Below are 26,541 nucleotides of genomic sequence, written 5' to 3' on the forward strand. Positions count from 1 at the left end.
GGCGATGAAGTCCTTCCGAGACCGGAACCCCGTGGCGGTCGGGGTCGCCTCGCTGCTGACCATCGTGCTGACCCTGGTCGCGGTGTTCTTCGTCGGCAGCACGGGCCTGTTCCGGAACCGGTACACCATGACCGGCGTGTTCGCCGGGACGGGCGGGCTGCACTCGGGCAACGAGGTCCGCGTCGCCGGGATCAAGGTCGGCGAGGTCGTCGCAGTCGAACCCGACTTCGCCCGGGGCATCGTCCTCGTCACCTGGAAGGTCGACCACGACGTGGACCTGGGCGCCCAGAGCCGTGCGGAGATCTCCACCACGAACATCCTCGGCGGCCGCTACCTGCGGCTCAGCGGCCCGGTCACCCGCCCCTACGTGTCCGACCTGCCCGAGGACCGGCGCCGGATCCCGCAGGAGCGCACCCGGCTGCCCGTCACCGCCAACGACGTCGTGACCTCCGGCGCCACGACGCTCAAGCAACTGGACACCAAGCTGATCGGAGACGTCATCGACCAGGTCGGCGGGATCTCCCCGCAGACCCGGGAGCGCCTCACCCGGGCGCTGCACGACCTGGCCGCGCTGGCCGACACCCTCCAGGAGTCCGGGCCGCAGCTGCGCGAGCTGGTCGCCAGCAGCAACCGGCTGCTGACCCAGGTCCGGTCCAAGGACGCGCAGCTGGTCCGGCTCGCCCACGGCATCCAGGGTCTCCTGGACCAGCTGCGCGACCGCCAGGCCGAGCTGTCGGTCCTGCTGGGCAGCGGTGACAGCGCGGTCACCCGGATCTCCCGGCTCATCGACACCCAGCAGCAGGCCCTGGTCGACCTGATGGACGACCTGGGCGCCACCGTCGCCACGCTCACCCCGCAACTGGATGACATGAACACCATGCTCGCCTGGCTCGGTCCGGCGCTGAACAACTTCACCTCCATGAACTCCCACGGCCCGTGGCTCGACGCGGTCGGCACCCAGATCGGCCCGCTGGCGCCCGAGGACCTGGCCAAGCTGAGCGGCCAGTACGGAGGAGGACGATGAGGCCCCGACGCGCCGTCACGGCCGCCCTGCTCGGCCTCGGCCTGCTGCTCTCGGCCGGCGGGTGCTCCGTGCTCGGCACGCCCGGCGGCTACCGGGTGGTCGTGTACTTCACCAAGGCGCCGTCCCTGTACGAGAAGTCCCGGGTGAAGGTCATGGGAGCCGACTCGGGCGACGTGAAGGACGTCCGGATCGAGGGCCGGAAGGTCCGGGTGGAACTGCTGGTCGACGATCATGTGCCGCTTCCGGCCGACGTGCGCGCCACCATCGCCGCGGAGAGCGCGATCGGCGAGCGCAGCGTCATCCTGTACCCGCCCTGGAAACCGGGGATGAAGCGGGCCGCCCCCGGTGCGGTCGTACCGGTCGACCGCACCGAACCCCCCGTCGAGATCGACGAGGTGCTGAACTCCTTCACCGACCTGGCCGACTCCCTGGACCCCACCAAGGTGCGGGGGCTCCTGCACACCGGTGCCGAACTCCTCGACGGCCGCGGCAAGAGCGTCAACGACGCGCTGGCCACCACCACGGACCTCGCCAGCGGTCTCGCGGCCCAGGACGAGCAGATCACGGCGGCCGCGACCGGACTGCGCGACCTCGCGACCTCACTCAACAAGCATGACGCCGGCCTGCGCCGGCTCATCGACGCGTTCAGCGCGACCAGCGCGCAACTGGCGGACGAGCGGACCCGGCTGAAGAACCTGCTCGTCGGGCTGACGACGCTCATCCGCAAGGGCCAGGTGGTCGTCACCGCCTACCGCGAGACGCTACCCACCACGGTCTCCCAGGCGTCGTCGCTGGTCATGACCCTGAAGGCCAACAGCGCCGCGCTGTCGCAGGCCATGGTCGGTCTGGCGCGCTTCACCGACGCGATGGAGAACGCCTGGGACCGGAAGACCCACACGATCGCCGTCCGGGTCCAGCTGAACGCGACCCTGCGGATCTGGCTTCAGCCGATCTTCGACCAGATGGGCTGGGGCCGGGTGCCCTGCCTGGACAAGCCGATCGGCAACTGTCCGAAGACGATCGAGCGGAGGGGACGGCCGTGAGACGTGTCCTGGCGGTGCTGCTCGCCCTCACCGTGACGGCGGGCTGCTCCCTGCAGACCCTGGGCGCCCCCAAGGGCGGGCTGACCCTGTACGCGGTCTTCGACGACGTGCAGAACCTCGTGGTGGGGCACGGCGTCCAGATGCACGACGTCCATGTCGGCTCGGTGACCAATATCCGGCTCCAGGGGTACCGCGCGCGGGTGACGCTCTCCCTGGTCGACGACACGCGGGTGCCGGCCGGAACCAGCGCCACCATCGCCAAGACCAGCCTGCTCGGGGAGAACTACGTCCGGCTGACCCCGCCCTCCGGGCACGCGCCGTACACCGCCGCCGCGCTGACCAGCGGCGCCGAGATCACCCGGACGGGCCTCCAACCCGACCTGGAAGTGATCACCGCGCGCGTCGGGCCGGTGCTCGCCGCGCTCGGCGGGGAGAACCTGGACGACATCGTCGGCGGGCTCTCCTCCGGCCTCGGCGGATCGGGCCCGCAACTGCACCGGATCATCGAAGAGGCCGCGGAGATCTCCGACAGCTACGCCGCCGCCGGCAAGGACCTGCGCGACGTGATCGACGGGATGGGACGGCTCAGCACGTCCCTGGCCGCGGAGGCCCCCGACCTGGACCGGCTGCCCGGCTCCCTGGTGGAGATGACCGCCCGGGTCCGCAAGGACCGTGCCGAGCTGAAGAAGGCCCTGACCGGGCTGACCGACCTCGCCCGGTCGGCCAACTCCGTGATCCAGGAACGGCACGGTGCCCGGCTGCGGGCGATGCTGCTGCGGCTCGACGCGGTCCTCACCACGATGATCCGCGGCCGGGACCAGCTGAAGACCGTGACCAGGGACCTGCTCACCAAGCTCGTCGACACCCCGCGCATCACCCATGAGGGGCAGGCGCTCGCCTTCGTGTGGGTCGGCGGGTTCCTGCCGGGCCAGGCCGCGCCCCGGCCCGACTTCAACACGCAGATCCGGCAACTGCTGGCACCGAGATAGGAGGCCGTGATGAAGCCGCGCATCCTGCTGAACCTGGGCGTCTTCGCCGTCATCGCCACGGTCATGATCACCTGGGCGGTGCTGACCCTGCTGCCGATCCGCTTCGGCGAGAAGCCGTTCCGGGTCGAGGTGGAGTTCGCCTCCTCGCCCGGCCTGCGTTCCGGCCTCGAAGTCGACTACCTGGGTGTGCCGATCGGGCAGGTCGACACGATCCGGCTGCGGCCGGGCCGGGTGAACGTCTCGTTGCTCATCGACGCCGGGACCGAGGTCCCCGGGAACGTGATCGCCCAGGTCTTCCGCAAGTCCGCGGTCGGCGAACCCTACGTGGAGCTGAGCTCGCCGCCCTCGGCCGCCGCGGCACCGCGGCTCGCGGACGGGGACGTCATCCCGCTCGCGCGCACCACCTCCGCCGTGCAGTACCAGCGGTTGTTCGACAGCGCCGGGAAGATGCTGGGCGCGGTCGAGCCCGCCGACCTGAAGACGGTCACCCGGGAGCTGTCGGTCGGTCTCAACGGCCGGGGGCAGGACCTTCGCGACACCCTCGCCGACCTCGACCACGCCACCAAGACCATCGCCGATCAGGCGGGCGTGCTCGACGCCCTGGCGGTCCAGCTGACCGCCCTGGCGGGCACCCTCTCCGCCAAGGGCCCGCAGCTCGCCGCCGGAACGAACGACCTGGCGGCCTTCACCGCCACGCTCCGTGACTCCCGCAAGAGCATCGACGCCCTCCTCACCGACGCGCCCGGATTCCTCGACCAGACGAACGCGCTGCTGAAGGACTCCCGGCCCGGTCTGCGGTGCCTGTTCACCGCGCTGGGCACACCGGCGCCCTCCCTCTTCAACCAGCGCAACTCCCAGGCGGTCCACCACGCCATGAGCCAGATGCACGGGACGATTCCCGGGCTCCTCGACGATGTCGCCACCGTGCGGCCCGAAAGCACCTACATCCGGCTCAAGCTGCTCCTGACCGTCGGGGGACCGGTTCCGAACGCCCAGGAGTATCCCGAGCGGCTGCCCGGCGCCACCGTTCCGCCGCAGTACATCTGCCGCGACACCGCCGCCACCCGGAACGCCGAGCAGCCCGGCCAGGGGAACCGGAACCGCCCGGCCGGGAAGCCCGCCGGCACGGAGGTGGACCGGGTCTTCAAGACCATCGCGCCCACGCCCGCCGCGGCGGCGGAGGACGGGGACGATCGCTGGCTCCCGCTGCTGCCGCCGATCGCCGCCGCCCTGATCTTGCTCGGTACCGCCGCCCACACCGTCCGCAGGATGCGTAACCGGCCCCATCGGAGGAAGAACGCATGACCGCCAAGACCACTGGCAAGCCGTCCCCGTCCGACACCGCGCGGGAGGACGCGGAGCAGCCCGCCGACACCGGTTCGGTCGCCGCCGATTCCGAGCAGGAGGCGCGGGATACGGGGGTCGAGGACGCCGGGCAGGAGGTGGCAGCCGAGGAGGCGGTGCCGGAGGAGGCGGTGTCCGAAGACGCGGAATCCGAGGACACGGAGCCCAAGGACACGGAATCCAAGGACGCGAAGCCCGAGGACACGAAGCCCAAGGACACGGAATCCGAGGACGCGGTGTCCGAGAAGGCGGTGCCCGCCGCGGGCGGGCGGATGCGCAGGCCGAACCTGCCGACCGGGACGTCGCGGCGGCTGGCGGTGGCGGCTCTCGCCCTGGTGTTCGCCACCGCCGTGGTCACGGCGGTGATCCAGTGGCGTGAGTCCGACCGGCTCGCCACCCGGGACCAGACCGAGCAGCAGGTGCGTGACCGGTCCGCCGAGTTCGGCCGGGCCCTGCTGGCCTACAACCACACCGACCTGCCCGGAGCGCGGGCCCGCATCCGTGGCCTGACGTCCGCCGACTTCGGGCGCACCTACGAGACGGCCTTCGACGGGCTCGCCGAAGTCATCACCAAGTACCGGGCGAACGCCACCGCCACCGTCCGCGACACCTACCTCAACGCCTTCGACGGGCAGAACGCCAAGACCCTCGTCGTCCTGGACAGCGAGGTCCGCAGCACCATGGGCGTGCGCCGGGTGCTGGGCACCAAGCTCCTCCTGGAGTTGGTGCTGGAGCGGGGAGCCTGGCGGGTCGACGGCCTGACGACTCTGCCCGCCGACGACGAAACCCTGACCAAGCCCGACGGGACCGTCGAGAAGCCGCAGCAGAACGGGGTCGTGGCGCCCAGCCCGCAGCCGTCCCCCTGACGGGCCGGCAGGCGCGGACCACCCACGCCGAGGGCGCAAGATCCACGCTCCCTGCGGCGTGTTATCGTGGCGCTTGCATTACGAATGTTGCTCTCGAAAAATGAGAGGAAGCCTCTCAATGGGGGATATCGAGGCTCACCAGCGGGAAGCGGGCACGGGCGCGGACGGCCACGCGGAGCCGCGTACCCACATCGTCAGCGAGCTCGGCATGGCGGTCCGGCTCGTGGGCGACGAACTGCACGGCAGCGCTCCCGTGGTCCCCGAGATGTACGTGCCGGGGACCGGTTTCGTGCGGACGTCGATCCTCGCCACCTGGGCCGACGTGCTCGCGGGCATGCTCATCGGCGGGCTCCTGGCCCCCCGCGTCCCGGTGACGCTCGAACTGGCCGTCGACCTGTACGGAGAGCCCCCCGCCTGCGCGAGCCTGCACGGGGTGGGGCGGATCATCAAGGCGGGGCGGTCGGTCGCGGTCGCCAGCGTCGACTTCACCACCGACGGCGGCGAGCCCGTCGCCATGGGGACGGCGTCGTTCATGGCCGCCCCCGACGTCACGCTCACCCTGCCTCCCCTCGCCACCACCCTCGCCGGGAGGCACGCCGGCGGCCCGCTGACGGCCCCCTTCGCCGAGCGGGCCGGATGCGAGCGCCGCGAGCCGGGTGTCGCGGTGCTCGCCAGATCCGACGACGCGCTCAACGCCTCGCACACGATCCAGGGCGGCCTCATCGCGCTCGCCGCGGAGGAGGCGGTGCTCTCGCGGGCGCCGGGGACCACCCTGGCGTCGCTCGCGATGCGGTACCTGCGGCCGGCGCGCGTCGGCCCGCTCGTGGCCACGGCGGCCGTGCACGGCGATCTCGCCCGGGTCGACGTGCGCGACGCCGGCAGCGACGGCCGCCTCACCGTCTCCGCGACGACGCGGACCTTCCCGCCCCGGGGCTGAACCGGGTTCCGCCCGGCGGGCCGGGGCGGGCGCGGTGTCAGCCGAGGACGAGCGGCAGGGTCTCCCAGCCGCGGACGGTCGAGGTCTGCGCCATCCTGGCGTTGTCCCAGTCCACGTCCCATCGGGGGAAGCGGCGCAGGATCTCCTCCACCGCCACCCGGCCCTCCAGCCGGGCCAGCGCCGCACCCAGGCAGAAGTGGACGCCGTGGCCGAAGGTGAGCTGCTGGCCGATGCGGCGGTGGATGTCGAACCGGTCCGGGTCGGGGTGGCGGCGCTCGTCGCGGTTGGCGGAGGCCACCAGGAAGAGGACGGCGCTGCCCGCGGGCACGGTCCGGCCGTGGAACTCGGTGTCCGCGGTGACGTAGCGGGCGATGGACGGGCCGGTCGGCTCGAACCGCAGGAGTTCCTCGATCGTGTTGGGGATCAGCGACGGGTCGTCCACGAGTTCCTGGCGCTGGTCGGGGTGGTCGGACAGGACGGCCCCGGCCCAGCCGATGAGCCGGCCCGTCGTCTCGTTGCCGGCGCCCGCGACGACCGTGATGTAGGTGACGACCTCGTCCCGGGTGAGCGTGCGCCGCGTGCCGTTCTCGTCCTCGAACTCGGCGTTCATCAGGTCGGTCATCAGGTCGTCGGAGGGGTTCTCGCGGCGCCAGTCGAGGTAGTCGACGAGCGTCTCGTTGTTGGGGATCGCGCCGTCCGTGAAGTCCATCTGCCCGCTGCCCTCGGTGCGCAGGTTCTCGTCGGTCGCGTCGCGGATGGCCGCCTGGTCGGCCTCGGGGATGCCGAGGAGCATGCCGATCACGCGCATCGGCATTTCGGCGCCGACGGCGGCGACGAGGTCGAAGCGGTCCGTGCCCACCAGCGGGTCGAGGGTGCGCGCGCAGAAGTCCCGCACCTGCGGTTCCAGTTCGCTGATCTTGCGCGGGGTGAAGATGCGGGCGAGCAGCCGGCGGTGGATGTCGTGGACCCGGGGGTCTTCGAAGATGACCGTGCCCGAGGGAATCTCGATATCCGATTTGATCAGCTCGAGGATGTTGCCGCGGGCCGAGGAGAACGTCTTCCAGTCCGGCAGGCTCTGCTCGACGTCGGCATGCCGGCTCACCGCGTAGAAGTCGTACTTCTCGTTGTAGTACAGCGGCGCCTCCTCCCTGAGCCGGCGGTACACCGGATACGGGTCCCGCATGAATCTGAAATCGTAGGGATCCCAGTAGACAGAGTCATCCGTGCTCACTCGCGTTCCTCCGCGTCTCGCGTCGGCGCTGCATTGACGGGGCGTTTGATTTCTTGCATGCTCACGCGAATCGATCAGCTGGCCACCGCCATTTACGGAAGGATTTTCCGGACCGTGCTGAGCGGTCGCACAGCGTCGATATGAAAAGGTTTGTACCACCCGGATTTCGGCTGGTCAAGAGGTGCGGTCCGCGGGCGTCCCGGGCGTCGAGTCCCGCCTCGCCTCCGCTGCCGAGCACTCGATCAGCGTGAGTTGGATCGCATGATCGGGGTCGTACCAGCAGGCCACGCTACGATGGCCAGCGAATCCAGGTGGCAGTCGTCCTAGATTGTGGAGGCAATGGCATGGCGTCGTCTCGCAGGTTGGGTGCGCCGGACGCCAAGAATCGAGCCGTCCTGCTGGACGCGACGGAGCGGCTTCTGCTGGAGGAGGGGTACGCCGCGGTGAGTTCGCGGCGCGTCGCCGCCGCGGCCGGCCTCAAGCCCCAGCTCGTGCACTATTACTTCCGCAGTATGGACGAGTTGTTCATGGCTGTTTTGCAGCGCCGCTCCGAGGAGGCGCTCCGATATCAGGCCGAGGCGCTGGCGTCGCCGCAGCCATTGTGGGCGTTGTGGGAGTTCAGCACCGAGCTGGAGCCCAGTTCGCTGACGATGGAACTCGTGGGCCTGGCCAGCCAGCGCAAGACGATCCGCGCGGAGATCGCGCGGTATGCCGACCAGTTCCGCCGCGACCAGCTCGAGGTCGTGTCCGATCTGGTGCGGCGCTACGAGGTCGATACGGACGAGTTCTCGGCCGGCGCGCTGGTGGTGATCATGACGGGCGTCTCGCGGATCATCATGATGGAGAAGGCGCTGGGCATGTCCACCGGTCACGACGACGCCCTCGCGCTCGTCGAACGGCACATCGAGCGCCTCGAAGGCCCGCGCGACGTCAGCCTCCGGCCGAGCTGACGCCCGGGAGTCCCGGCGAGCTCTGGTCGCCGGGGGCTTCGGTACCGGCCCGGGTTCCACCCGCTGGAGTTCAGGACTCCGTCCGGCCGCCGTGGCGGGGGCGTGTGCCGCCGGCGCTCCGAACCTGGTGGCGACTTTTCGTTGCGTAAGACGAGCGCCCGCGTAATCATGTGATGGATGTCTATATGTCGAAGTGTTGATGCCCGGTCGTGGGCTGTTCGGAGCGCCAGATGAGACTCGCCCTGCATATCAACGACTACTCGGGTCTCGGTGCGCCGCACCAGATGGCTCCGGCGCTGGCCCGGATCGCGAGAACGGCCGAGGACGCGGGGTTCGCCCGGCTCAGCCTGACCGACCACCTGTGGCAGATCAGCATGCTCGGCGAGGAGTACGAGCCGATGCTGGAGTCGTACACGACCCTGGGCTACCTGGCCGGGCAGACGCGGTCGATCGAGTTGCAGACCCTGGTCACCGCCGCGACCTACCGCCCGCCCGGGCTGCTCGCCAAGATCGTGACGACGCTGGACGTCCTCTCCGAGGGCCGCGCCTGGCTCGGCATCGGCGCCGGCTGGAACGACGAGGAGGCGACCGGGCTCGGGCTGCCGTTCGGCCCGCTCGGCGAGCGGTACGCCCGGCTGGAGGAGACCATCAAGATCTGCCGCCAGATGTGGAGCGACAGCCGCGACTCCTTCGTCGGCGAGCACTACCAGCTGGCGAGCACCCTCAACTCGCCGCAGCCGCCGACCCGCCCCGGCCCGCGGATCCTCGTCGGTGGCGGCGGTGAGCGGGTGACGCTGCGGCTGGCCGCCAAGTACGCCGACGCGTTCAACGTCTTCGGTGGCCCGGACGCCGGGCAGAAGCTGACCCGGCTGCGGGAGCACTGCGCGGAGATCGGCCGCGACGCGGACGCCATCGAGAAGACCGCCGTCCTCCCGTACGCCGGCGACGGCGCGGGAGGCGTGGACGGCCTGCTGGAGGAGCTGCGGCGGCTGCACGAGCTGGGCTTCACGACGGTCTACAGCTCCGTTCCCGACGTCGCCACGATCACGCCGCTGGAGACGATCGGCGCGAAGGTGATCCCGGAGATCTCCGGCTGGTGACCGCACACCCATCCGACCAACACGACGCACGCAATCGCATCCAGAGAGGAAACGGGATGAACGTCGACGACATGATCCTGGTCAGCATCGACGACCACGTGATCGAGCCCCGCGACATGTTCGAGAGGCACGTCCCCGAGAAGTACCGGGACCAGGCGCCGAAGTCCATCATGGACGAGAACGGCTACGAGAAGTGGTGGTTCCAGGGCATCCCCAGCGTCTCCAGCAGCCTCAACGCCGTCGTGGGCTGGCCGAACGAGGAGTGGGGGATGAACCCCTCCACCTTCGCCGAGATGCGGCCGGGCAGCTACGACATCCACGAGCGCGTGCGGGACATGAACCGCAACGGGATCCTCGCCTCGATGTGCTTCCCGTCGTTCGCCGGCTTCAGCGCGCGGTTCTTCCAGGAGGCGCAGGACAAGGACCTGGCGCTCATCATGCTGAAGGCCTACAACGACTGGCACATCGACGAGTGGGCGGCGACCTACCCCGGCCGCTTCATCCCCCTCGCGCTCGGGCCCGTCTGGCACCCGGAGGAGCTCGCCGCGGAGGTGCGGCGGGTGGCGGCCAAGGGCGTCCGTGCCATCACCATGCCGGAACTGCCCCACATCCAGGGCCTGCCGAGCTACCACGACCTGGAGTACTGGGGCCCGTTCTTCCAGGCCGCCTCCGAAACCGGAGTCGTCATGTGCCTGCACATCGGGCAGGGCTTCGGCGCGATCAACGGTGCCCCCGGCGCCCCGATCGACAACATGATCATCCTGGCGACCCAGGTGTCCACGTTCGCGGCCCAGGACCTGCTGTGGGGCGGGGCGATGACCAAGTACCCCGACCTGAAGATCGCCTGGTCGGAGGCGGGGATCGGATGGATCCCGTTCTACCTGGACCGGTGCGACCGGCACTACACCAACCAGCGCTGGCTGGGACACGACTTCGGCGGCAAGCTGCCCAGCGACATCTTCCGGGAGCACTCGCTGGCCTGCTACGTCACCGACCCCACGGCGCTCAAGGTGCGGCACGACATCGGTGTCGAGATCATCGCGTGGGAGTGCGACTACCCGCACTCGGACTCGATCTGGCCGAACGCACCCGAGTTCGTGCACGCGGAGATGCAGGGCGCGGGCGTGCCCGACAACGAGATCAACATGATCACGTACGAGAACACCTGCCGCTTCTTCGGCTGGGACGCCTTCAAGCACATCCCGAAGGAGCAGGCCACCGTCGGCGCGCTGCGCGCGCTGTCGCCGGACGTCGACACGACCATCCGCTCCAAGCACGAGTGGCGGCAGATGTACGACCTGGCGCACTCCTCCTGAGCGGAACCGAGCAGCGGATTCGTCCGCCACGTCGGCGCGCGGCCTCCGGGCCGCGCGCCGACGCGCGTTCAGGACGAGAAGGAGTAGCCGCCGTTGAGGGGGTAGGTCTGCCCGGTCACCCAGCCCGCCTGCGGCCCGGAGAGGAAGGCCACCAGCGCGGCCACCTCGTCCGGCCGGCCGGTGCGCCGGATGACGTACCGGCCCAGGTTCCGGGTCAGGGCGGGGTCGTCGGGGTCCATCCCCTCCGGGGTGATCGTCCCCAGGGACACGCAGTTGACGGTGATGCCGTGCCGGCCGACCTCCCGGGCGATCGCCCGGCTGAACCCCGCGGCGCCCGCCTTGGCCGCCGAGTAGGCCGCCATCGTCGGCTCTCCGATCCGGCCGGCGTCGGAGATGATGGTCACGACGCGGCCCCAGGAGCGGTCGACCATGCCGGGCAGGAACGCCCGGACCGCGTGCATCACCCCGTACAGGTTGACGCGGAGGAAGCCCTCCCAGTCGTCGGGCGCCGTCTCGATGAAGGAGGCGAAGTCCTCCCGCCCCAGGGACGTCGTCCGGCCGGCGTTGCCCGCGTTGTTGATCAGGATGTCGACCGGGCCGACCGCCTGGGCGGCCCGCCGCACCGCGGACCAGTCCGTGACGTCGAAGAGCGCCGGCTCCGCGCGGCCGCCGGCCATGGTGATCTCGGCGGCCACGGCGTCGGCCCGGTCGCCAGCGAGGTCGTTGATGACCACCTCGGCGCCCTGGCGGGCCAGTTCGAGTGCGATGACGCGCCCCATGCCCTGCCCGGCCCCGGTCACCAGGGCGCGCCGGCCGGTGTGCGTGCGCTCATCCGTCATGCGGACCTCCTTCGCCGGCGCGGTCCAGTGTGTCGGCCACGCAACGATCAATCAATACGAAATTTCTATATCTGTCAATCTATTGTGTATGATCTCCACCGGAACATCGGCACAGGTAGGCGAAGGGGATAGGGCAGATGAGCGAACTCGGTCTCGTCCGGCCCGACATGCAAGGCATCGTCGGCCAGCCCTACGGGCGGCAGGTCTCGTATCCGATCAGCGCGTCCGACATCCGCAAATGGGCGCTGGCGGTGTACTTCCCGCAGACACCACCATCGCGGTACGCCGACCCCCGCGCCGCCGCGGCCGGCCGGCTCGTCGCTCCGCTGGACTTCAACCCGTTCGCCTGGGGGGCCGCCGAGGAGACGGGCACCGGGCGCGAGATCGAGATCGGGCCCGAATACCGCAGCTCCGGCGCCATGGAGCACTACCTCGGTGTCACCCCGCCGGAGCTCCGGCGGGCGCTCAACGGCGGGGTGTCGGCCACCTACACCGGGGTGCCCATGCGGCCCGGCGACGTCATCACTGCGGAGTCCGCCATCGCCGGCTACTCCGAACGGGAGGGGCGGCTCGGCGCCATGTTGCTGACCGACATCGCCACGACCTGGACCAACCAGGACGGCGACGAGGTCAGGACCCGCCGCATGACGCTCATCCGCTACTGAGCCCGACGACCGACCAGGAGGACCCGATGACCTACGCCGCTGCGCCCGGCGCGTCCACGCGGACGCCGGAGTTCGAGGTGAACGCCCCCGTCCCGCCGTTCGTACGGCCGGCCGGCCTGGAGGCGTGGAACCGCTACGCCGCCGTGAACGACGAGTTCGTCGGCATCCACATGGACGACGAGGCCGGGCAGGCCGCCGGCTACCCGGGCGCCATCGGGATGGGCAACCTGGTCTGGGGCTGGCTGCACTGCATGGTCGAGGACTGGCTCGGCGACCGGGGCCGGCTGGAGCACCTGGAGTGCCGGTTCCGCGTTCCGGCCCTCAAGGGCGACGAGATCACCTGCGGCGGCGTCGTCAGCGGCCGCGAGGTCCGGGCGGACGGCACGACCGTGCTGGAACTGGACCTGTGGGCGGAGAAGCAGACGGGGGAACGGCTCACGTCGGCGAAGGGCCGGGTCGAGCTCTCGGGGTGAACCCTCTCCGGACGGAACGGCCCGCCCGGCGCACCCGGCGCGCATGACGCCAGCCCCCCGGCGCCGGAGGTGGACGTCGGGGGGCTGGTGGTCGTGGCGCTCAGGCGGCGGCGAAAGGATCGCCTGAGAGCTCCTCGGTGCTGAAGAAGAGGGGCGCCCCGAAGGTGTCCTCGACGTCGGTGACGATCAGTTCCTCGTTGACCCGGGTGGTCCGGACGTCGTTCTTGTTCAGCCAGGCCTCGGCCGAGTTGAGGTCGGTCACCTTGAAGTGCAGGCTGTAGATCATGTTGCCCCACTTCTCGACGTGCCGGCCGAGGTCGGAGGCGGGGTCCAGCGGCTCGGCGAGCTGCAGGAGGCAGTCACCGAGCTGCAGGATCGCGGACTTCGCCCGCAGGCCGTCGTCCGTGCCGGTCCTGACCGGTATCGCCTGCATGGTGTCGACGTAGGTTTCGACGGCGGGTTCGAGCTCCCGGACGCCCAGGGTGACGTGGGAGAAGCGCTCGATGGTGAGCGGGTGGGACCGCCACATCTGCACCAGCGACGACCACGTCTCCTCGTTCCGCGGGTCGTTGGGCATGTCGTGGTGGCACAGCTCCACCATCAGGCCGGCGGTGTCCCGCGGGCTCGGGAAGAAGTAACCCGTCTCCGGGTCGAGCTTCTCGATCTTCCCGCCGCCGGGCTTGCCGATGTAGACCCCGCGTTCCAGCAGCCGGTCGGCCAGCCCGACGAGGTCGTCGACCTTGTACCCGACCGAGTGCAGATGCTGCCCGAACTTCGTGTAGAACTTCCCGACGGGGAGGTCGGGGTTGGCCGGCATCTTCGGCGCCATGGTCTCGATGCACAGGTCGCCGATCATCAGGAGGGTCGCGTAGCGGTCCTCCCAGGGCAGGTAGTTCGGCTCGTCGACGCCCATGTACACGAAGCCGCCCAGGACGTCCTCGTAGAACTTGCGCAGCCGCTGCGCGTCGTCGGACATGTGGACGACGTGGATCATCTGCCCGATGCCGTGGTCCCCGGTCCGCTTGACCTGTTGCTTCATATGGTTCTCCTCACAGCTCGCCGGAATCGCGGACGTACCACTGGAGTGCCGGTGGGTTGTCCGCCAGGTCCATGGCGGGGGACAACTGCATCTGGCCGGACGTGGCGGCCTCCGTCAGGCTGGCCTCCGCCGCGGCCACCTCGACCTCGCCGAGGTCGTAGAAGGTGAGGAACCGGGGCGGTCGGCCGGAGTCGGCCGGGTCCACGAGCCGGTAGCGGATCACCTTCTCGATCGTCGGGATCGCCGCTCGCACGTCCGGGATGTGCACCTTCTCGTACCACTCCACGAACTCCGCGGTGCGATCCGGCACCGGGCTGGCCCAGGCCAGCAGCGCTGCTCTGACCACTGTCGTTCTCCTCCTCCTGCTTCGGTTAACTCGTCACTGCCGCGGCCGTCGCCTGGTGGGGGCGAACGTCCCGCGCCCCCGCCCGCGCATGGCCCAGGGCCTGTGTCACCGCCGCCCGCACCGCGGTCTCGTCCTCCGGGAGCACGCGGTCCACGACGCCGAGGCGGAGCAGTTCGTCCGGGGTCATCCGCAGGGACCGGGTGAGCTCGGGCACCCGGGCGGGGTCGCGGTAGAGGATCGCGGCTCCCGCCTCGGGGCCGATCACGGAGAACACCGCGCCCTCCAGGAGGAACAGCCGGTCGGTGTGCGCCAGCGCCACGGAACCGCCGCTGCCGCCCTCCCCGACGACCACGCAGACGCTGGGCGTGGGTAGTTCGGCGAGGGCGAGCAGGGTGCGCGCGATCTCGCCGGCGACGCCGCCCGCCTCCGACTCGGGACGCGGGTCGGCGCCGGGCGTGTCGACGATCGTGAGCACCGGCAGCCGCAGCCGGCCCGCGAGCCGGACCGCCCGCTGCGCCAGCCGGTAGGCGCCGGGACCCGGCGCTCCCGGCTGGGAGATCCCGGCGAACCGGTCCATCGCGACGACGACCACCTGCCGGCCGTCGATGGCGGCCAGCCCGGCCCGCACGGCCGGGTCGGCTCCGCCGAGGTCCACCCACGCGTCGGTGAGCCACGCCGCCCACTCCAGGCCGGAGGGCCGTTCCGGATCGCGGGCGCGCAGCAGGTGCTCGTAGGGGGCCTGGCCCGGGGGAGCGGTGCCGGGTCTCGCCGGGCGTCCCGGGGGCGGGACGAGCGGACCGGCGTCGGCGGCGCCCACGGCCGCGGCGAGCCAGTGCCAGCGGTGCCCGGGATCGACGATCGCGTCGATCAGCCCGTGCCGGAGCGCCGACTCCGCGGTGTGCGACGTCGGGGGCGGGTAGGCGCCGGTGACCTCGGCGACGACCCGGGGGCCGCCGAACCCGATCGTCGCCCCCGGCTCGGCGGCGCGCAGGTCGGCCACGGAGACGAAGGACGCCAGGACGCCGCCGGTGGTCGGCGACCGCAGGTACGCGGCCGACCGCAGCCCCGCCGCGGCGTGCCGTGCGGCGGCCGCCACGGTGCGCGGCATCTGCAGGAGGGACACCATTCCCTCCTGCAGCCGGGCGCCCCCGGTCGAGACCGTCTGCACCACGGGCGCGCCCGCCCGGACGGCGCGGTCGAAGGCGCGGACGACGCGCTCGCCGGCGACGGCGCCCATCGTCCCGCCCGCCCGGCCGAAGTCGCAGTCGATCCACACGGCGGGTCGCCCGCCGAGCTCGATCAGCGCCGTCCGGACCGACTCCTGCGCCGAGGCCGGGGCGGTGTACCCGGGAAAGCCCAGCGGGTCGGCCGAGCGGAGCCCGTCGTCCCACGCCCGCACGACGCGGACGCCGGCCCCGGCCGGGGCGAGCGGCTCAATCGCCATAGGTGTAGAAGCCCCGCCCGGTCTTGCGCCCCAGCCACCCCAGCCGGACGTACTGCTTGAGCAGCGGCGGCGGGAAGTAGCGCGGGTCCTTGTACTCCTCGTACATCGACGCGGCCATGTCGTGGACGATGTCCAGGCCGATCAGGTCGCTGAGCCGGAACGGCCCCATCTTGTGGTTGAAGCCCAGCGTGATCACCGAGTCGATCGACTCCATGTCGGCCACGCCCCGCTCGAAGGCGCGGATCGCGTCGAGCAGGTAGGGCACGATGAGCAGGTTGCCGACGAAGCCGGGCACGTCGTTGATGACGACGGGCGCCTTGCCGAGCCGGGTCGCCAGCTCCGTCACCGTGTTGACGCACTCCTGCTCGGTGACCGGGGTCCTGATCACCTCGACCAGGCGCATGGCGGGCACCGGGTTGAAGAAGTGCAGCCCGACGACCTGCTCCGGGCGGGACGTCGCCGCGGCGAGGACGACCAGCGGGATGGTCGAGGTGTTCGACGCGATGAGCGTGTCCGGCCCGACCAGCCGGTCGATCTCGCCGAGCAGCCGCCGCTTGAGCTCGACGTCCTCGTACACGGCCTCCACCACGAGGTCCGCCTGGGCGATCTCGGCCAGGTCGGTCGTCAGGGTGGAGCAGGTGCGCGCCTGCTCGGCCTGCTCGGCGGTGATCTTGCCACGGGCGGCACTGGCCGCCAGGCCGGCGGCGATGCGCCGGTGGGCGGCGTCGATGCCGGCCTGGTCCGCTTCGATGCCGATGGCTTCGAGGCCGTTCTGGGCGGCGAGCTGGACGATGCCGCCGCCCATCGTCCCGCAGCCGACGACGGCGATTTTCTTGATGTTCATGTCCGGAACTCCTCGGCGAGGGGAAAGGGCATGCCACGGGGACGGCGGCCGGACGGGAGCCCGGCCCGGTCCACGGGGTTCACGCGACGGTGTTCAGGCGACTTCGATGACGACGGCTCCGCCCTGCCCGCCGCCGGCGCACATGGTCGCGAGGCCGATGCCACCGCCGCGCCGGCGCAGCTCGTGGGCGAGCGTCGTCAGCATGCGCGCCCCGGTCGCGGCGATCGGGTGGCCGAGGCTGCATCCGCTGCCGTGCACGTTGACCCGGTCCTCGTCGAGCTTCAGCACCTGGCAGGTCGCCACCGGGACGGAGGCGAACGCCTCGTTGATCTCCCAGAGGTCGATGTCGGCCGTCGTCAGGCCGGCCCGCTCGAGGACCTTGGTCGCGGCGTCGATCGCGCCGACGCCGGTGAACTTCGGCTCGACGCCGACCGCCGCCCAGGCGCGCACGGTCGCGAGAGTCCGGAGGCCCTCCGCCCGGGCCAGGTCGTCGGCGACGACGGCGAGCGCGGCCGCGCCGTCGTTGGACCCGCTGGCGTTGCCCGCGGTGATCGAGAACCCCTCGATGTCCGGGCGCAGCGGCGGGAGCGCGGCCATCTTCTCGGCGGAGGTGGTGGCCCGCGGGTGCTCGTCGGCTGCGAACTCGACCACGGAGCCGTCCCGCCGGGTCACCTTGATGGGCACGATCTCGTCGGCGAACACGCCCGCCTCGGTCGCGGCGACCGCCCGCTGGTGCGAGCGCAGGGCCCACGCGTCCATCTGCTCGCGGGTGAGCCCGTACTTCTGGGCGACGTTCCAGCCGACGGTCATGGCCGTCTCGTCGGTGGCGTCGTCGGTGTAGGGGAACGTCGGGGCGATGCGCCGCTCGGTGGCGTCGCCCAGCGGGATCCGCCAGTCGAGGGCCGGCATGAGGGAGGACGACTGCACGCCGCCGGCCACGATGGCACGGTCCATGCCCGCCCGGATGTTCGCCGCGGCCGTCCCGACGGCGGTGAGGCTGCTGGCGCAGTGCCGGTTCATCGACACGCCGGGCACCCGGGTCATGCCCGCGGCGACCGCGGCGTGCCGGGCAAGGTCGCCGCCGCCGTACATCGACTCGCCGAAGATGACGTCGTCGAACCGTTCGGGCGCGATGCCGGACCGGCGGACGGCCTCCCGGAGGACGTGGGTGGCCAGATCCTCGGCGGGGGTCTCGGTGAGGGTGCCCTTGCGCGCGGTTCCGATCGGGGTGCGGACCGCGCTGACGATCACGGCTTCGGGCACAGGACCACCTCACTGTCTCGAAGGTAGGGATGGTGCGCCCGGCGCGAATTCGCCCGGCGACGGTTCGACAGTAGCTTATGTTTTTATACTCGTAAATATGTCGAATCAATCTCCGGGGTGTTGCCCAGGGTGAGCCTGGACACATCGACGGTTCCATCATCGCGGTGGGGCAGAATGGGGTTCTGTACGAGGGGAGCGCTTCTTCGACCTTCCGGGAGACGATGTGGCCGGCCGACCGGTGGACGGGGAACAAGCGGCCTCTTCGCGTTCCCGCCCGGCGACCAGCGTCGACGTCGCCCGGCTCGCCGGAGTCTCCCGGGCCACGGTGAGCCACGTCCTCAACGACCAGGTCGAGCGGTTCAGCGCGGACACGGTCGAGCGGGTGCGCCGGGCCGCGGCCGAACTCGGCTACGTCCCCTCGGCGGCGGGCCGCGCCCTGGTCATGGGGCGCAGCGACTTCATCATCCTGGTCGTGCCGCACACCACCTTCATCCGGCTCCAGGACGTCATCGAGGTCCTCTCGACCGACATCGAGGACCTCGGCTTCACCGTGGTCGTGCACTTCGTGTCCCGGACGAAGGGCACGACGTCGGCCCGGCTGCAGCACATGATCGAGACACTGCGCCCGGCCGGGGTCGTCGACCTGGGCGGGCTGTCGGCCGCCGACCTCGCCGCCGTGGAACGGGCCGGCTGCCCGGTCCTGCCGCAGGCGGCCCCGCTCGGCTTCAACACCTGGATCGGGCGCCTGCAGGCCCGGCACCTGCATTCCCGCGGGTACACCAGGCTCGCCTACGCGTTCCTGTCCGACGAGCGGGACGACCCGTACGGGCAGGGGCGCGCCGACGCCGTCGCCGAGTTCTGCGCGGACGAGGGCCTCGCCCCGCCCGCGCACATCCACGTCTCCATCGACCCCGAAGGCGCGCGACGGGCCCTGGAATGGCTCCTCGTGCTGTGCGGCCGGCCGGTGGCGGTCGCCTGCTACAACGACGAGGTCGCCCTCGCCCTGGTGTTCGCCGCGAAGGGCGGCGGGCTGTCCGTACCGGACGACGTTGCGGTGATCGGCGTCGAGCGCGCCGCCGTCGGGCAGGTGGTCTCGCCCCGGCTGACCACCGTCGCGAGCAACGTCCCCGCGGCCCTGCGGCACATCCGGCACTCCCTCGTGCGGACCTACGGCAGCCCGGCGGTCCTGGACGAGATCTCCGATCCGGGCGAGGCCTTCACCGTGGTGATCGGCGAGACGACCTAGCGCGACACGGGGTTCGGCCGCCGGCGTCCCTCACCTATATGGCGTGGTAGGAAGGCGAATCGTCCCCGTTGACACGTGTCACCACCCTTCATAAAGTGGGCGCGCCGACAGGGGATGTCCCGCGGGGAACCCTCCCGGGGGACACGCTGGCAAGGAGGCAGGCCGATGTCGTTGAACGGGCGTGTCGACGTGGTGGTCATCGGATTCGGGGTGGCCGGCGCCGCGGCGGCCCTGGCGGCGGCCGCCGCCGACGCGCGGGTGCTGGTCCTGGACCAGGGCGTTCCGGCGGAGCGCAGGCTCCTGGCCTCCCGTGCCGCCCGGTCCCGTGACGCGCTGCGGACCGGCCTGCGGGCCGCGGCGCTCGCCGCCGGGGTCGAGGTGCGAGCGCAGTTCCGCGTGCACGAACTGGTGGTGGACGCCGGGCAGGTGAGCGGCGTCGGTTACGCGACGCTGCCGCCCCGGGGAATCGCCGCCGCGGGCCACCGGTGGCTGCAGCGGGCGGGCGACCGGGCGCCGGCGGGCATCGCGCCCGTCCTCACCCGGGCCGCCGACGCGGTGTGGCAGTCGGTCCTCGTCGTCGGCGAGGTCGGCTGCTCCTCGGTCGTCCTCGCCCTGGACCCGCGGCACTGGGAGTTCGTCGGGCCCGCCATGTGGACCGCGGCGCGTACGGGGCTCGGCGGCGGAGTGCCGGCGGCGCCGGCATGGCCCCGCCCGCTGCGCGCGGTCCCCGCCACGGAGACCGGCGCCGGGCCGACCCCGGAACTGGCCGTCCGCACCTGGTGCGCCGCGCGCGAGACACCCGCCTTCACCGCCGCGGGCCAGACCGAACTGCGCGTCGACGAGACGACCGGAGCCGTCCTGGTGGGCGACGACCAGCCCGTGCCGGGGCTCTACTCGGCCGTCCAGCCGCACCGTGCCGGGGCCGATTCCGAGCCCGGCGCCGTGCTGGCGGCCGGCAAGCGGGCCGGGCTCGGCGCGCTCGCCATGGCGCGGCACGCCCGGGTTGCGCTCCGCTCGGTCGGCTGACGGAGCGAGTGACCGGGCGAGTGACCCAGGCGGGTCACCGGCCGCGGAACTGCGGCATCCTGCTCTCGCGGAAGGCCGCGATGCCCTCGTGCAGGTCGGCGGTCGTCATCGTGACCGGCTGTGCGAGCGCCTCCCACTGGATCGAGGCCTCCAGCCCGGCGGCCGACTGCTCCAGACCCGTCTTGGTCAGCCGCAGCGCGATCGGGCCGGCCTCGGCGATCCGGGAGGCGACCGCGAGGGAGTGGTCGAGCGCGTCGTCGGCGACGCCGGTCACCAGCCCCCAGTCCAGTGCCTGTTCCGGCAGCACCTCGCGGCCGGTGTAGAGCATGTCGCGGGCCCGGGTGACCCCGATCGCCTCGGGCAGCAGCCAGGTCGCCCCCATCCCGCCGTGGGTCCCGCGGTAGATGAACGGGGTGCTGAACCGCGCGTTGCGGCCGGCGAACCGCAGGTCGCAGGCCAGCATCAGGCAGACGCCGGCCCCGACCGTCGGCCCGTTGACCGCGGCGATGACGGGGAACGAGAGGGCGCGCGGGCGCAGCCAGCTCCGGTAGAACGGCAGCATCCGCTCCCGCAGCCGGTCGATGGTGACGTCCTCGGCCGAGCCCTGGTCGAGCCAGGAGAGGTCGGCGCCGGAGCAGAAGGAACTGCCCGCGCCGGTCACCACGAGCACCCGGGTCTCCCGGTCGGCCGCCACCTCGTCGATGGCCCGGTTCCAGGCCTGGGTCATCTCCTCGGTCATCGCGTTGCGGACGGCCGGCCGGTTCAGGGTCACCAGACGGATGCCCGTCCCGGGCTCCGAGAGCACCACCGCGTCGCTGGAGTCGGCCGCCATGCACTGATCCCTTCTCTCGTCAGGCCGGAAACCCTACGGCAGACGGGGGCGGCGGGCCGGGAGTTCCTACCAGGTGAGGAGAGTGACGTCGGTGTCGCCCGAGGCGGCGGCCGCGACCGGGGCCTGCGCCGGGCGCTTGGCGCCGCGGTCGGCGGTGCTCTCGCCGACCAGGCGCGGCCCGGGCGCCAGGGCCCACAGCTCGTTGATCACCTCGCGCAGCACGTCCCGGCGCAGTGAGTAGAAGTAGTTGCGGCCCCGCTTGTGCACCTCGATCAGCCCGGCCTGGGTGAGGATCTTGGTGTGGTAGGAAATGGTGGGCTTGGAGACGGGCAGCGTGTCCTCGAGGATGCTGCAGGCGAACTCCTCCTGCTGCGCCACCTGCTGGACGATGTTCCACCGGATCGGGTCGGCCAGCGCCTTGAAGACCTCTGTCGCGGCGACAGGTTCCTGGGACATGTGCCTTCCTCTGCTCTCCGCCACGTTTCCAGTATTCGGCAACTATGAACTTAGCCGAACGGAAAGCATACGACTTCTCCCTTCGACGTGAGACGGCGCACAGACATTGATCGGCGACTGTCCGCATCTCCGCCCACTCCGGCACGGGCGCCAGCAGTTCGAGCCGTCCTGCTCCGGTGGGATTTCGAGCACCGCACCACCATGATGCACATATTTCGATATATTGACAAGTATTCTGATCTGGTGTTCAGTGGGAGTGCCCCGAGCAGGGCGGGCCGGCCCGTGCCCCCACGGTCCCGGCGTTCGCCGCTCGGCACCCCACGACGATGCGAGAGGAAGTCCCGAATGGAGCTGGAGCTCTCGTCGGACCAGAAGCTCTTCCAGACCTCGGCCAGAGGGCTCCTCGACAAGGAGTACTCCCTCGACCGCATCCGCGACATGCGGGATGGCGAGCCCCGTTGGAACCGCGAGTGGTGGGGCAAGGGAGCCGAACTGGGCTGGGCCGCGGCCCTGGTGCCGGAGGAACTCGGTGGCGGGAGCGTCTCCGGCGCGGGGGTGCGCGACCTGGTCCTGCTCGCCGAGGAACTGGGCGCCGGCGTGGCCCCGGGGCCGCTGCTGCCGGTGAACGTCGTGGTGGCCGGCCTCGTCGAGGCGCACGGCACCGGCCCCGACCACACCGCCGAGATCGAGGCGCTGGTCGCAGGGGAGAGCGTGGCGAGCTGGGCGGTCTACGAGCCCGGCCAGGAGTGGTCGCCGCTGGCGCCCCGGGTCACGGCGACCCCGGCGGGCGACGGGTTCGTGCTCGACGGAGTCAAGGACCGGGTCCAGGACGCCGGGCAGGCGGATCTGCTGCTGGTGACGGCCGCGACCCCGGAGGGTGTCGCGCAGTTCCTGGTGCCCACCTCGGCTGGGGGTGTGACGGTCTCCCCGCAGTGGTCGCTGGACCTGTCCCGGTCCTTCGGTGAGGTCCGCTTCGACGGCGTCCAGGTCGGCGCCGGCACCCTGGTGGGCGCGCCGGGCGAACTCCAGGTCCTGGAACGGCAGTTCCAGATCGCCGTCCTCATCCAGTGTGCCGAGGTCTGCGCGGTGCTGGACCGGGCCTTCGCGCTCACCCTGCAGTGGACCTTCGACCGGTACTCCTTCGGCCGGCCGCTGGCGTCCTACCAGGCGCTCAAGCACCGGATCGCCGACATGCGGACCTGGCTGGAGGCCTGCCACGCCACCACCCAGGCGGCCGCCGCGGCCGTTCAGGACCGCACGCCGAACGCCGCCGAACTGATCAGCGTGGCCAAGTCGTACGTGGGGGACCGGTCGCTGGTGATCCTCCAGGACTGCGTGCAACTGCACGGCGGTATCGGGGTCACCTGGGAGCACGACCTGCATCTCTTCCTGCGGCGCGCCACCTTGGACCAGGCCCTGTACGGGACCCCGCAGGACCACCGCCTCCGCCTCGCCGACCTCGCCTCCCTCTGAACACGCCGAAGGGCTGAACCGCGATGACCGAGAGCACGATGGAGAGTGTCGAGTCCTTCCGCCTGCGCGCCCGGGCGTGGCTGGCGGAGAACATGCCGCGGCAGGCCGGGGACGAGCCGCCCCCGCTGGCCGAGGACGACGAGCCCGAGTGGCAGCGCGCCCGCGAACTGCAGCAGATGCTGTACGCCGGCGGTTTCGCCGGCATCTGCTTCCCGCAGGAGTACGGCGGGCTCGGCCTGACGCTCGCCCACCAGCAGGCGTTCACCGAGGAGAGCGACGGCTACGAGATGCCGCTGCTGCTGAACACGCCGACGTTCAGCATCTGCGCCGCCACGCTGCTCGACACGGGCTCGGAGGAGCAGAAGCGCGACCGGATCGGCGGGGCGATCCGGGGCGAGGAGATCCTCTGCCAGTTCCTGTCCGAGCCCAGCGGCGGCTCCGACCTCGCCGGTCTGATCACCCGGGCCGATCGCGACGGCGACAACTGGATCCTCAACGGGGCGAAGACCTGGAGCACCTCCGCGTACGCGGCGGACTGGGGGTTGTGCCTGGCCCGTACCAACTGGGATGTCTCCAAGCACCGCGGGCTGACGATGTTCCTGGTCCCGACGAAGGCGCCCGGTGTCACGATGAACCGCATCCGGATGGTGAACGGGGTCCGGGAGTTCTGCGAGGAGTTCTTCGACGACGTGGTGCTGCCGGCGTCGGCCGTCGTCGGCGAGGTCGACGACGGCTGGACCGTGGCGTCCCGGCAGCTGTTCCACGAGCGCACCGCCGTGGGCGGCGGCTCCCCCTACGTCAGCGGTCGGGGCCACCCCCGGACCCTGCCCAAGGTGACCCCGCTCGACGTCGTGCGGGCCTCGGGCCGGGCGGGCGACCCGCGGGTCCGCGAGCTGGTCGGCGAGTACCTGGCCCTGCACCGGGTGCACGGGCAGACGGTCGACCGGGTCACCCGGGCGATCGGCAGCGGCGCCCTCTCCCCGGCGGCCGCGTCGATGCTGCGCCTGCTGCACGCCGAGGCCGGCCAACTGAGCGACGACGTCGCCTTCAAGGTCGCTGGGGCGGGTGTCGCGACCGGTGCCGGCGCCGAGCAGGGCATGGGCGGCCGGGCGGGCGTCGGCTACCTCATGCGGCAGAGCGGGAGCCTGGGCGGCGGCAGCACCGAAATGTCGCGCAACCTCATCAGCGAGCGGCTGCTCGGCATGCCCCGCGAGGCGGCCCCGGACCGCGACGTCCCCTTCAAGCAGGTCAAGCGCGGCCGCTGACCTGACCGCGACAACGGGTGCTGGAGCTTCGATGAACCTCGCGATGATCCTCGACATGGTCGCCGACGGCATGGCCGACCGGGTCCTGGTCGGGGACCGCACCACCGGCCTCACCGGCGCGGGCCTGCGCGCCCGGGCGCTGGCCGGCGCCGACCATCTCGCCGCCGCCGGCGCCCGCCGGCTGGTCTACCTGGGCCCGAACGACCGGGCGTTCCCGGTGGCGCTGTTCGCCGCTGCCCTCGCGGGCGTGCCGTTCCTGCCCCTCAACTACCGGCTGGGACAGGATCAGCTCGCCGAGATCATGAGCCGTCAGGAGTCGCCGCTCGTGGTGACCGACACCCCCGAGCGGGTGCCCGGCCTGCCGACCCTCGGGCTGGCGGAGTTCCTGGCGCTGCCGGCGGTCTCCACCGGGTCGGCCGCGGCGACGACGACCGACCCCGAGTCCATCGCCGTGCTGCTGATGACGAGCGGGACCACCGCGGCGCCCAAGAGTGCGGTGTTGCGGCATCAGAACCTCACCGCGTACCTGTTCGGTTCGGTGGAGTTCGCTTCCGTCGCGGAGGAGGATGCGACGCTGGTCAGCGTCCCGCCGTATCACATCGCGGCGGTCGCCAACGCGCTGTCGAACCTCTACAGCGGGCGCCGGATCGTCTACCTGCACCGGTTCACCCCCGGAGCGTGGCTGGACACCGTGGAGCGCCAGCAGGTCACCCACGCCATGGTGGTGCCCACGATGCTCGCCCGGATCGTGGCCGAACTGCGCACCCGGGGCACGGCGGGACCCGGCTCCCTGAAGTCCCTGTCCTACGGGGGAGCGAAGGTCGCCGCCGAGGTCGTCGAGGAGGCACTCCGGTTGTTCCCGGGCACCGGGTTCGTCAACGCCTACGGGTTGACGGAGACCGCCTCCTCGATCGCCGTGCTCGGCCCCGACGACCACCGGACGGCCGCCGCCGGCACCGACCCGGCGGTGCGGGCGCGGCTCGGCTCCGTGGGGCGCGCGCTGCCGTCGGTCGAGATCGAGGTGCAGGACGAGCAAGGCCACCCGTGCCCCGCCGGCGTCGTCGGTGACATCGTGGTGCGCGGCCCGCAGGTGGCGGGGGAGTACCTGGAGGCCGGCAGCATGGTGCGTGCGGACGGTTGGTTTCCGACCCGCGATCGTGGCTATCTCGACGAGGAGGGGTACCTGTTCGTGCGCGGCCGGGCCGACGACACGATCATCCGTGGTGGGGAGAACATTGCGCCCGCCGAGATCGAGGACGTGCTCGCCGGCCACCCCGCCGTCCTGGAATGCGTCGTGGCCGGCGTACCCGACCTCGAGTGGGGCCAGCGGATCGGCGCGTTCGTCATCGTCCGCCCCGGGGCCGAGGTCGACGCCGAGGAGCTGCGGACCTGGGTGCGCGAGCGGCTGCGCGGCTCCAAGACCCCCGAACACGTCCTCTTCGTCGAGGAGTTCCCGACGACGCCGACCGGCAAGGTGGTGCGCCGGGACCTGGTGGCGCTCCTCCAGCGGGACGACCGCCGGGACGATTCCGTCCTGGCGTAGCGGCTCCCACCCGGTTGTCCCCGGAGCCGGGGGCACCGGCCATCCATCAGCCGGGCGGCATGCCCGTGGCGAAAAGGAGCACGAAATGGATCTCAACGGTGCATCGGCGCTGGTCGTCGGCGGTGCCGGCGGGTTCGGTGAGGCGACCGTGCGGCGGCTGGCCGGCGCCGGGGTCGCGGTGCTGATCGCGGACCTGGCCGAGGACAAGGGCAAGGCGCTGGAGGCCGACCTCGGCAGCGACCGGGTGCGGTACCTGGCGACCGACGTCACCAGCGAGGAGTCGGTGGCCGCGGCGGTGGCGGCCGCCCGCGAGCTGGGCACGCTCCGGGTGGGCGTCGTCGTCCACGGCGGACCGGCCGCGGCCCGCCGGATCGTCAACCGCAAGGGCGAGTTCTACCCGCTGGAGACCTTCCGCCGGACCACGGACGTCTTCCTGGGCGGCTCCTACAACGTGCTCAGCCAGACGGCGGCGGCCATGACGCGGAACGAGCCGCTGGACTCCGGCCAGCGCGGGGTCGTCATCATGACGGCCTCCATCGCCGGCTTCGAGGGGCAGGTCGGGCAGACGGACTACGCCGCGGCCAAGGGCGGTGTCATCAGCCTGACCCTCACCGCCGCCCGCGACCTGGCGCCGACGGGCGTGCGGGTCATGACCATCGCGCCCGGTACGTTCTTCACCCCCGCGTTCCAGATGAGCGAGGAGGACGCCCAGGCCAAGTGGGGGCCGGGCGTGCCGAACCCCAAGCGGATGGGCCGGGCGGACGAGTACGCCAAGCTGGCCATGCAGATCGTCGACAACGACTACCTCAACGGCGAAGTCATCCGCATCGACGGAGCGCTGCGCTTCAACGTCTGACCGCGAATCCCCGGATCTCCTCCGTACCCCTGACTCACCCCTGCCGAGGCGCGGGGCGGCGGGCATGCCCGCCGCCCCGCGCCTCGGCGTGTTGTATTCGATGGCCTTCAAAATATTCTGTGAGCCAGGTC

26 protein-coding genes are annotated in these 26,541 nt (G+C 71.5%); 17 read left to right on the top strand and 9 right to left on the bottom strand.

Annotated elements, in window-relative coordinates; genetic code table 11:
* Positions 1–4: 4 nt before the first annotated feature.
* The 6 genes from DPM19_RS02100 to DPM19_RS02125 all read left to right on the top strand — a co-directional run bounded on the left by DPM19_RS02100 (position 5) and on the right by DPM19_RS02125 (position 6,203).
* Positions 5–1,024 carry an MCE family protein gene (locus tag DPM19_RS02100; RefSeq protein ID WP_158566677.1) on the top strand — a complete coding sequence of 340 codons (1,020 nt, stop codon included), beginning with the start codon at positions 5–7 and terminating at the stop codon, positions 1,022–1,024.
* The gene (locus DPM19_RS02105) at positions 1,021–2,067 is read left to right on the top strand and encodes an MCE family protein (protein WP_111863029.1); all 1,047 of its coding nucleotides are present in this window, start codon (positions 1,021–1,023) and stop codon (positions 2,065–2,067) included. Before DPM19_RS02100 ends, DPM19_RS02105 begins: the two co-directional genes overlap by 4 nt.
* On the top strand, positions 2,064–3,056 hold the full coding sequence (locus tag DPM19_RS02110; protein ID WP_158566678.1) for an MCE family protein: 993 nt from the start codon (positions 2,064–2,066) through the stop codon (positions 3,054–3,056). The genes DPM19_RS02105 and DPM19_RS02110 overlap by 4 nt, the downstream gene beginning before the upstream one ends.
* Positions 3,057–3,065: 9 nt before the next feature.
* Positions 3,066–4,361, top strand: coding sequence for an MCE family protein (locus DPM19_RS02115; RefSeq protein ID WP_111863031.1), 1,296 nt, complete (start codon positions 3,066–3,068; stop codon positions 4,359–4,361).
* Positions 4,358–5,266: a hypothetical protein gene (locus DPM19_RS35115; protein ID WP_111863032.1), complete on the top strand. Its 909-nt coding sequence runs from the start codon at positions 4,358–4,360 to the stop codon at positions 5,264–5,266. The genes DPM19_RS02115 and DPM19_RS35115 overlap by 4 nt, the downstream gene beginning before the upstream one ends.
* A gap of 118 nt (positions 5,267–5,384) precedes the next feature.
* Positions 5,385–6,203 carry a PaaI family thioesterase gene (locus tag DPM19_RS02125; protein ID WP_111863033.1) on the top strand — a complete coding sequence of 273 codons (819 nt, stop codon included), beginning with the start codon at positions 5,385–5,387 and terminating at the stop codon, positions 6,201–6,203.
* Between the two features lie 37 nt (positions 6,204–6,240).
* On the opposite strand, the gene DPM19_RS02130 is transcribed toward DPM19_RS02125, so the two are convergent.
* On the bottom strand, positions 6,241–7,386 hold the full coding sequence (locus tag DPM19_RS02130; RefSeq protein ID WP_111863034.1) for a cytochrome P450: 1,146 nt from the start codon (positions 7,384–7,386) through the stop codon (positions 6,241–6,243).
* 392 nt (positions 7,387–7,778) lie between these two features.
* Between DPM19_RS02130 and DPM19_RS02135 the strand changes: the two genes are divergently transcribed.
* The 3 genes from DPM19_RS02135 to DPM19_RS02145 all read left to right on the top strand — a co-directional run bounded on the left by DPM19_RS02135 (position 7,779) and on the right by DPM19_RS02145 (position 10,800).
* Positions 7,779–8,384, top strand: a complete 606-nt coding sequence (locus DPM19_RS02135) for a TetR/AcrR family transcriptional regulator (protein ID WP_111863035.1) — start codon at positions 7,779–7,781, stop codon at positions 8,382–8,384.
* 230 nt (positions 8,385–8,614) lie between these two features.
* Positions 8,615–9,484, top strand: a complete 870-nt coding sequence (locus DPM19_RS02140) for an LLM class F420-dependent oxidoreductase (RefSeq protein ID WP_111863036.1) — start codon at positions 8,615–8,617, stop codon at positions 9,482–9,484.
* A 56-nt stretch (positions 9,485–9,540) separates the two neighbouring features.
* Positions 9,541–10,800 carry an amidohydrolase family protein gene (locus tag DPM19_RS02145; RefSeq protein ID WP_111863037.1) on the top strand — a complete coding sequence of 420 codons (1,260 nt, stop codon included), beginning with the start codon at positions 9,541–9,543 and terminating at the stop codon, positions 10,798–10,800.
* A gap of 68 nt (positions 10,801–10,868) precedes the next feature.
* Here the strand turns inward: DPM19_RS02145 and DPM19_RS02150 are convergent, their stop codons facing one another.
* Positions 10,869–11,639 (bottom strand): SDR family NAD(P)-dependent oxidoreductase, encoded by a 771-nt coding sequence (locus DPM19_RS02150; protein ID WP_111863038.1) that lies wholly within the window; start codon positions 11,637–11,639, stop codon positions 10,869–10,871.
* Positions 11,640–11,776: 137 nt separating this feature from the next.
* Here DPM19_RS02150 and DPM19_RS02155 point away from each other — a divergent pair, with 137 nt between their 5' ends.
* Positions 11,777–12,304, top strand: coding sequence for an FAS1-like dehydratase domain-containing protein (locus DPM19_RS02155; protein WP_199484783.1), 528 nt, complete (start codon positions 11,777–11,779; stop codon positions 12,302–12,304).
* 26 nt (positions 12,305–12,330) lie between these two features.
* Positions 12,331–12,777 (top strand): MaoC/PaaZ C-terminal domain-containing protein, encoded by a 447-nt coding sequence (locus DPM19_RS02160; RefSeq protein ID WP_111863039.1) that lies wholly within the window; start codon positions 12,331–12,333, stop codon positions 12,775–12,777.
* Positions 12,778–12,877: 100 nt separating this feature from the next.
* Here DPM19_RS02160 and DPM19_RS02165 read toward each other — a convergent pair whose 3' ends face one another.
* From DPM19_RS02165 to DPM19_RS02185, 5 genes are all read right to left on the bottom strand, one after another.
* Positions 12,878–13,816, bottom strand: coding sequence for a VOC family protein (locus DPM19_RS02165; protein ID WP_111863041.1), 939 nt, complete (start codon positions 13,814–13,816; stop codon positions 12,878–12,880).
* A gap of 10 nt (positions 13,817–13,826) precedes the next feature.
* Complete coding sequence (locus tag DPM19_RS02170) at positions 13,827–14,162, bottom strand: hypothetical protein (protein ID WP_111863042.1); 336 nt, start codon at positions 14,160–14,162, stop codon at positions 13,827–13,829.
* A gap of 25 nt (positions 14,163–14,187) precedes the next feature.
* A complete protein-coding gene (locus DPM19_RS02175; protein WP_111863044.1) occupies positions 14,188–15,606 on the bottom strand; it encodes a carboxyl transferase domain-containing protein in 1,419 nt (472 codons plus the stop codon).
* Entirely contained in the window at positions 15,596–16,450 is an 855-nt protein-coding gene (locus DPM19_RS02180) for a 3-hydroxyacyl-CoA dehydrogenase family protein (RefSeq protein ID WP_111863045.1), read from the bottom strand. Before DPM19_RS02180 ends, DPM19_RS02175 begins: the two co-directional genes overlap by 11 nt.
* A 93-nt stretch (positions 16,451–16,543) precedes the next feature.
* A complete protein-coding gene (locus DPM19_RS02185; RefSeq protein ID WP_111863046.1) occupies positions 16,544–17,713 on the bottom strand; it encodes a thiolase family protein in 1,170 nt (389 codons plus the stop codon).
* A gap of 223 nt (positions 17,714–17,936) precedes the next feature.
* On the opposite strand from DPM19_RS02185, the gene DPM19_RS02190 reads away from it, so the two are divergent.
* A complete protein-coding gene (locus DPM19_RS02190) occupies positions 17,937–18,959 on the top strand; it encodes a LacI family DNA-binding transcriptional regulator (RefSeq protein WP_111863047.1) in 1,023 nt (340 codons plus the stop codon).
* A gap of 165 nt (positions 18,960–19,124) precedes the next feature.
* Complete coding sequence (locus DPM19_RS35595) at positions 19,125–19,985, top strand: hypothetical protein (protein WP_111863049.1); 861 nt, start codon at positions 19,125–19,127, stop codon at positions 19,983–19,985.
* 34 nt (positions 19,986–20,019) lie between these two features.
* Here the strand turns inward: DPM19_RS35595 and DPM19_RS02200 are convergent, their stop codons facing one another.
* Both DPM19_RS02200 and DPM19_RS02205 read right to left on the bottom strand, forming a co-directional pair.
* A complete protein-coding gene (locus tag DPM19_RS02200) occupies positions 20,020–20,817 on the bottom strand; it encodes an enoyl-CoA hydratase/isomerase family protein (protein ID WP_111863050.1) in 798 nt (265 codons plus the stop codon).
* A 66-nt stretch (positions 20,818–20,883) separates the two neighbouring features.
* Entirely contained in the window at positions 20,884–21,273 is a 390-nt protein-coding gene (locus DPM19_RS02205; RefSeq protein WP_111863051.1) for an ArsR/SmtB family transcription factor, read from the bottom strand.
* A 345-nt stretch (positions 21,274–21,618) separates the two neighbouring features.
* On the opposite strand from DPM19_RS02205, the gene DPM19_RS02210 reads away from it, so the two are divergent.
* From DPM19_RS02210 to DPM19_RS02225, 4 genes are all read left to right on the top strand, one after another.
* Positions 21,619–22,746, top strand: a complete 1,128-nt coding sequence (locus DPM19_RS02210) for an acyl-CoA dehydrogenase family protein (RefSeq protein ID WP_111863052.1) — start codon at positions 21,619–21,621, stop codon at positions 22,744–22,746.
* A gap of 23 nt (positions 22,747–22,769) precedes the next feature.
* Positions 22,770–24,011 carry an acyl-CoA dehydrogenase family protein gene (locus tag DPM19_RS02215; RefSeq protein ID WP_111863053.1) on the top strand — a complete coding sequence of 414 codons (1,242 nt, stop codon included), beginning with the start codon at positions 22,770–22,772 and terminating at the stop codon, positions 24,009–24,011.
* Positions 24,012–24,042: 31 nt separating this feature from the next.
* Positions 24,043–25,554 carry a class I adenylate-forming enzyme family protein gene (locus DPM19_RS02220; protein WP_111863054.1) on the top strand — a complete coding sequence of 504 codons (1,512 nt, stop codon included), beginning with the start codon at positions 24,043–24,045 and terminating at the stop codon, positions 25,552–25,554.
* A gap of 85 nt (positions 25,555–25,639) precedes the next feature.
* Positions 25,640–26,410, top strand: a complete 771-nt coding sequence (locus DPM19_RS02225; RefSeq protein ID WP_111863056.1) for an SDR family NAD(P)-dependent oxidoreductase — start codon at positions 25,640–25,642, stop codon at positions 26,408–26,410.
* The last annotated feature ends 131 nt before the right edge of the window (positions 26,411–26,541 follow it).

It is taken from the genome of Actinomadura craniellae, assembly GCF_003289645.1.
Taxonomy (GTDB): domain Bacteria; phylum Actinomycetota; class Actinomycetes; order Streptosporangiales; family Streptosporangiaceae; genus Actinomadura_D; species Actinomadura_D craniellae.

Excerpts from the sequence above, each read along its gene's own strand:
- DPM19_RS02100 (WP_158566677.1), top strand. The coding sequence starts at position 5 with ATGAAGTCCTTCCGAGACCGGAACCCCGTGGCGGTCGGGGTCGCCTCG.
- DPM19_RS02105 (WP_111863029.1), top strand. The coding sequence starts at position 1,021 with ATGAGGCCCCGACGCGCCGTCACGGCCGCCCTGCTCGGCCTCGGCCTG.
- DPM19_RS02115 (WP_111863031.1), top strand. The coding sequence starts at position 3,066 with ATGAAGCCGCGCATCCTGCTGAACCTGGGCGTCTTCGCCGTCATCGCC.
- DPM19_RS35115 (WP_111863032.1), top strand. The coding sequence starts at position 4,358 with ATGACCGCCAAGACCACTGGCAAGCCGTCCCCGTCCGACACCGCGCGG.
- DPM19_RS02125 (WP_111863033.1), top strand. The coding sequence starts at position 5,385 with ATGGGGGATATCGAGGCTCACCAGCGGGAAGCGGGCACGGGCGCGGAC.
- DPM19_RS02130 (WP_111863034.1), bottom strand. The coding sequence starts at position 7,386 with ATGCGGGACCCGTATCCGGTGTACCGCCGGCTCAGGGAGGAGGCGCCG.
- DPM19_RS02135 (WP_111863035.1), top strand. The coding sequence starts at position 7,779 with ATGGCGTCGTCTCGCAGGTTGGGTGCGCCGGACGCCAAGAATCGAGCC.
- DPM19_RS02140 (WP_111863036.1), top strand. The coding sequence starts at position 8,615 with ATGAGACTCGCCCTGCATATCAACGACTACTCGGGTCTCGGTGCGCCG.
- DPM19_RS02145 (WP_111863037.1), top strand. The coding sequence starts at position 9,541 with ATGAACGTCGACGACATGATCCTGGTCAGCATCGACGACCACGTGATC.
- DPM19_RS02150 (WP_111863038.1), bottom strand. The coding sequence starts at position 11,639 with ATGACGGATGAGCGCACGCACACCGGCCGGCGCGCCCTGGTGACCGGG.
- DPM19_RS02155 (WP_199484783.1), top strand. The coding sequence starts at position 11,777 with ATGAGCGAACTCGGTCTCGTCCGGCCCGACATGCAAGGCATCGTCGGC.
- DPM19_RS02160 (WP_111863039.1), top strand. The coding sequence starts at position 12,331 with ATGACCTACGCCGCTGCGCCCGGCGCGTCCACGCGGACGCCGGAGTTC.
- DPM19_RS02165 (WP_111863041.1), bottom strand. The coding sequence starts at position 13,816 with ATGAAGCAACAGGTCAAGCGGACCGGGGACCACGGCATCGGGCAGATG.
- DPM19_RS02175 (WP_111863044.1), bottom strand. The coding sequence starts at position 15,606 with ATGGCGATTGAGCCGCTCGCCCCGGCCGGGGCCGGCGTCCGCGTCGTG.
- DPM19_RS02180 (WP_111863045.1), bottom strand. The coding sequence starts at position 16,450 with ATGAACATCAAGAAAATCGCCGTCGTCGGCTGCGGGACGATGGGCGGC.
- DPM19_RS35595 (WP_111863049.1), top strand. The coding sequence starts at position 19,125 with ATGTCGTTGAACGGGCGTGTCGACGTGGTGGTCATCGGATTCGGGGTG.
- DPM19_RS02200 (WP_111863050.1), bottom strand. The coding sequence starts at position 20,817 with ATGGCGGCCGACTCCAGCGACGCGGTGGTGCTCTCGGAGCCCGGGACG.
- DPM19_RS02205 (WP_111863051.1), bottom strand. The coding sequence starts at position 21,273 with ATGTCCCAGGAACCTGTCGCCGCGACAGAGGTCTTCAAGGCGCTGGCC.
- DPM19_RS02210 (WP_111863052.1), top strand. The coding sequence starts at position 21,619 with ATGGAGCTGGAGCTCTCGTCGGACCAGAAGCTCTTCCAGACCTCGGCC.
- DPM19_RS02215 (WP_111863053.1), top strand. The coding sequence starts at position 22,770 with ATGACCGAGAGCACGATGGAGAGTGTCGAGTCCTTCCGCCTGCGCGCC.
- DPM19_RS02220 (WP_111863054.1), top strand. The coding sequence starts at position 24,043 with ATGAACCTCGCGATGATCCTCGACATGGTCGCCGACGGCATGGCCGAC.
- DPM19_RS02225 (WP_111863056.1), top strand. The coding sequence starts at position 25,640 with ATGGATCTCAACGGTGCATCGGCGCTGGTCGTCGGCGGTGCCGGCGGG.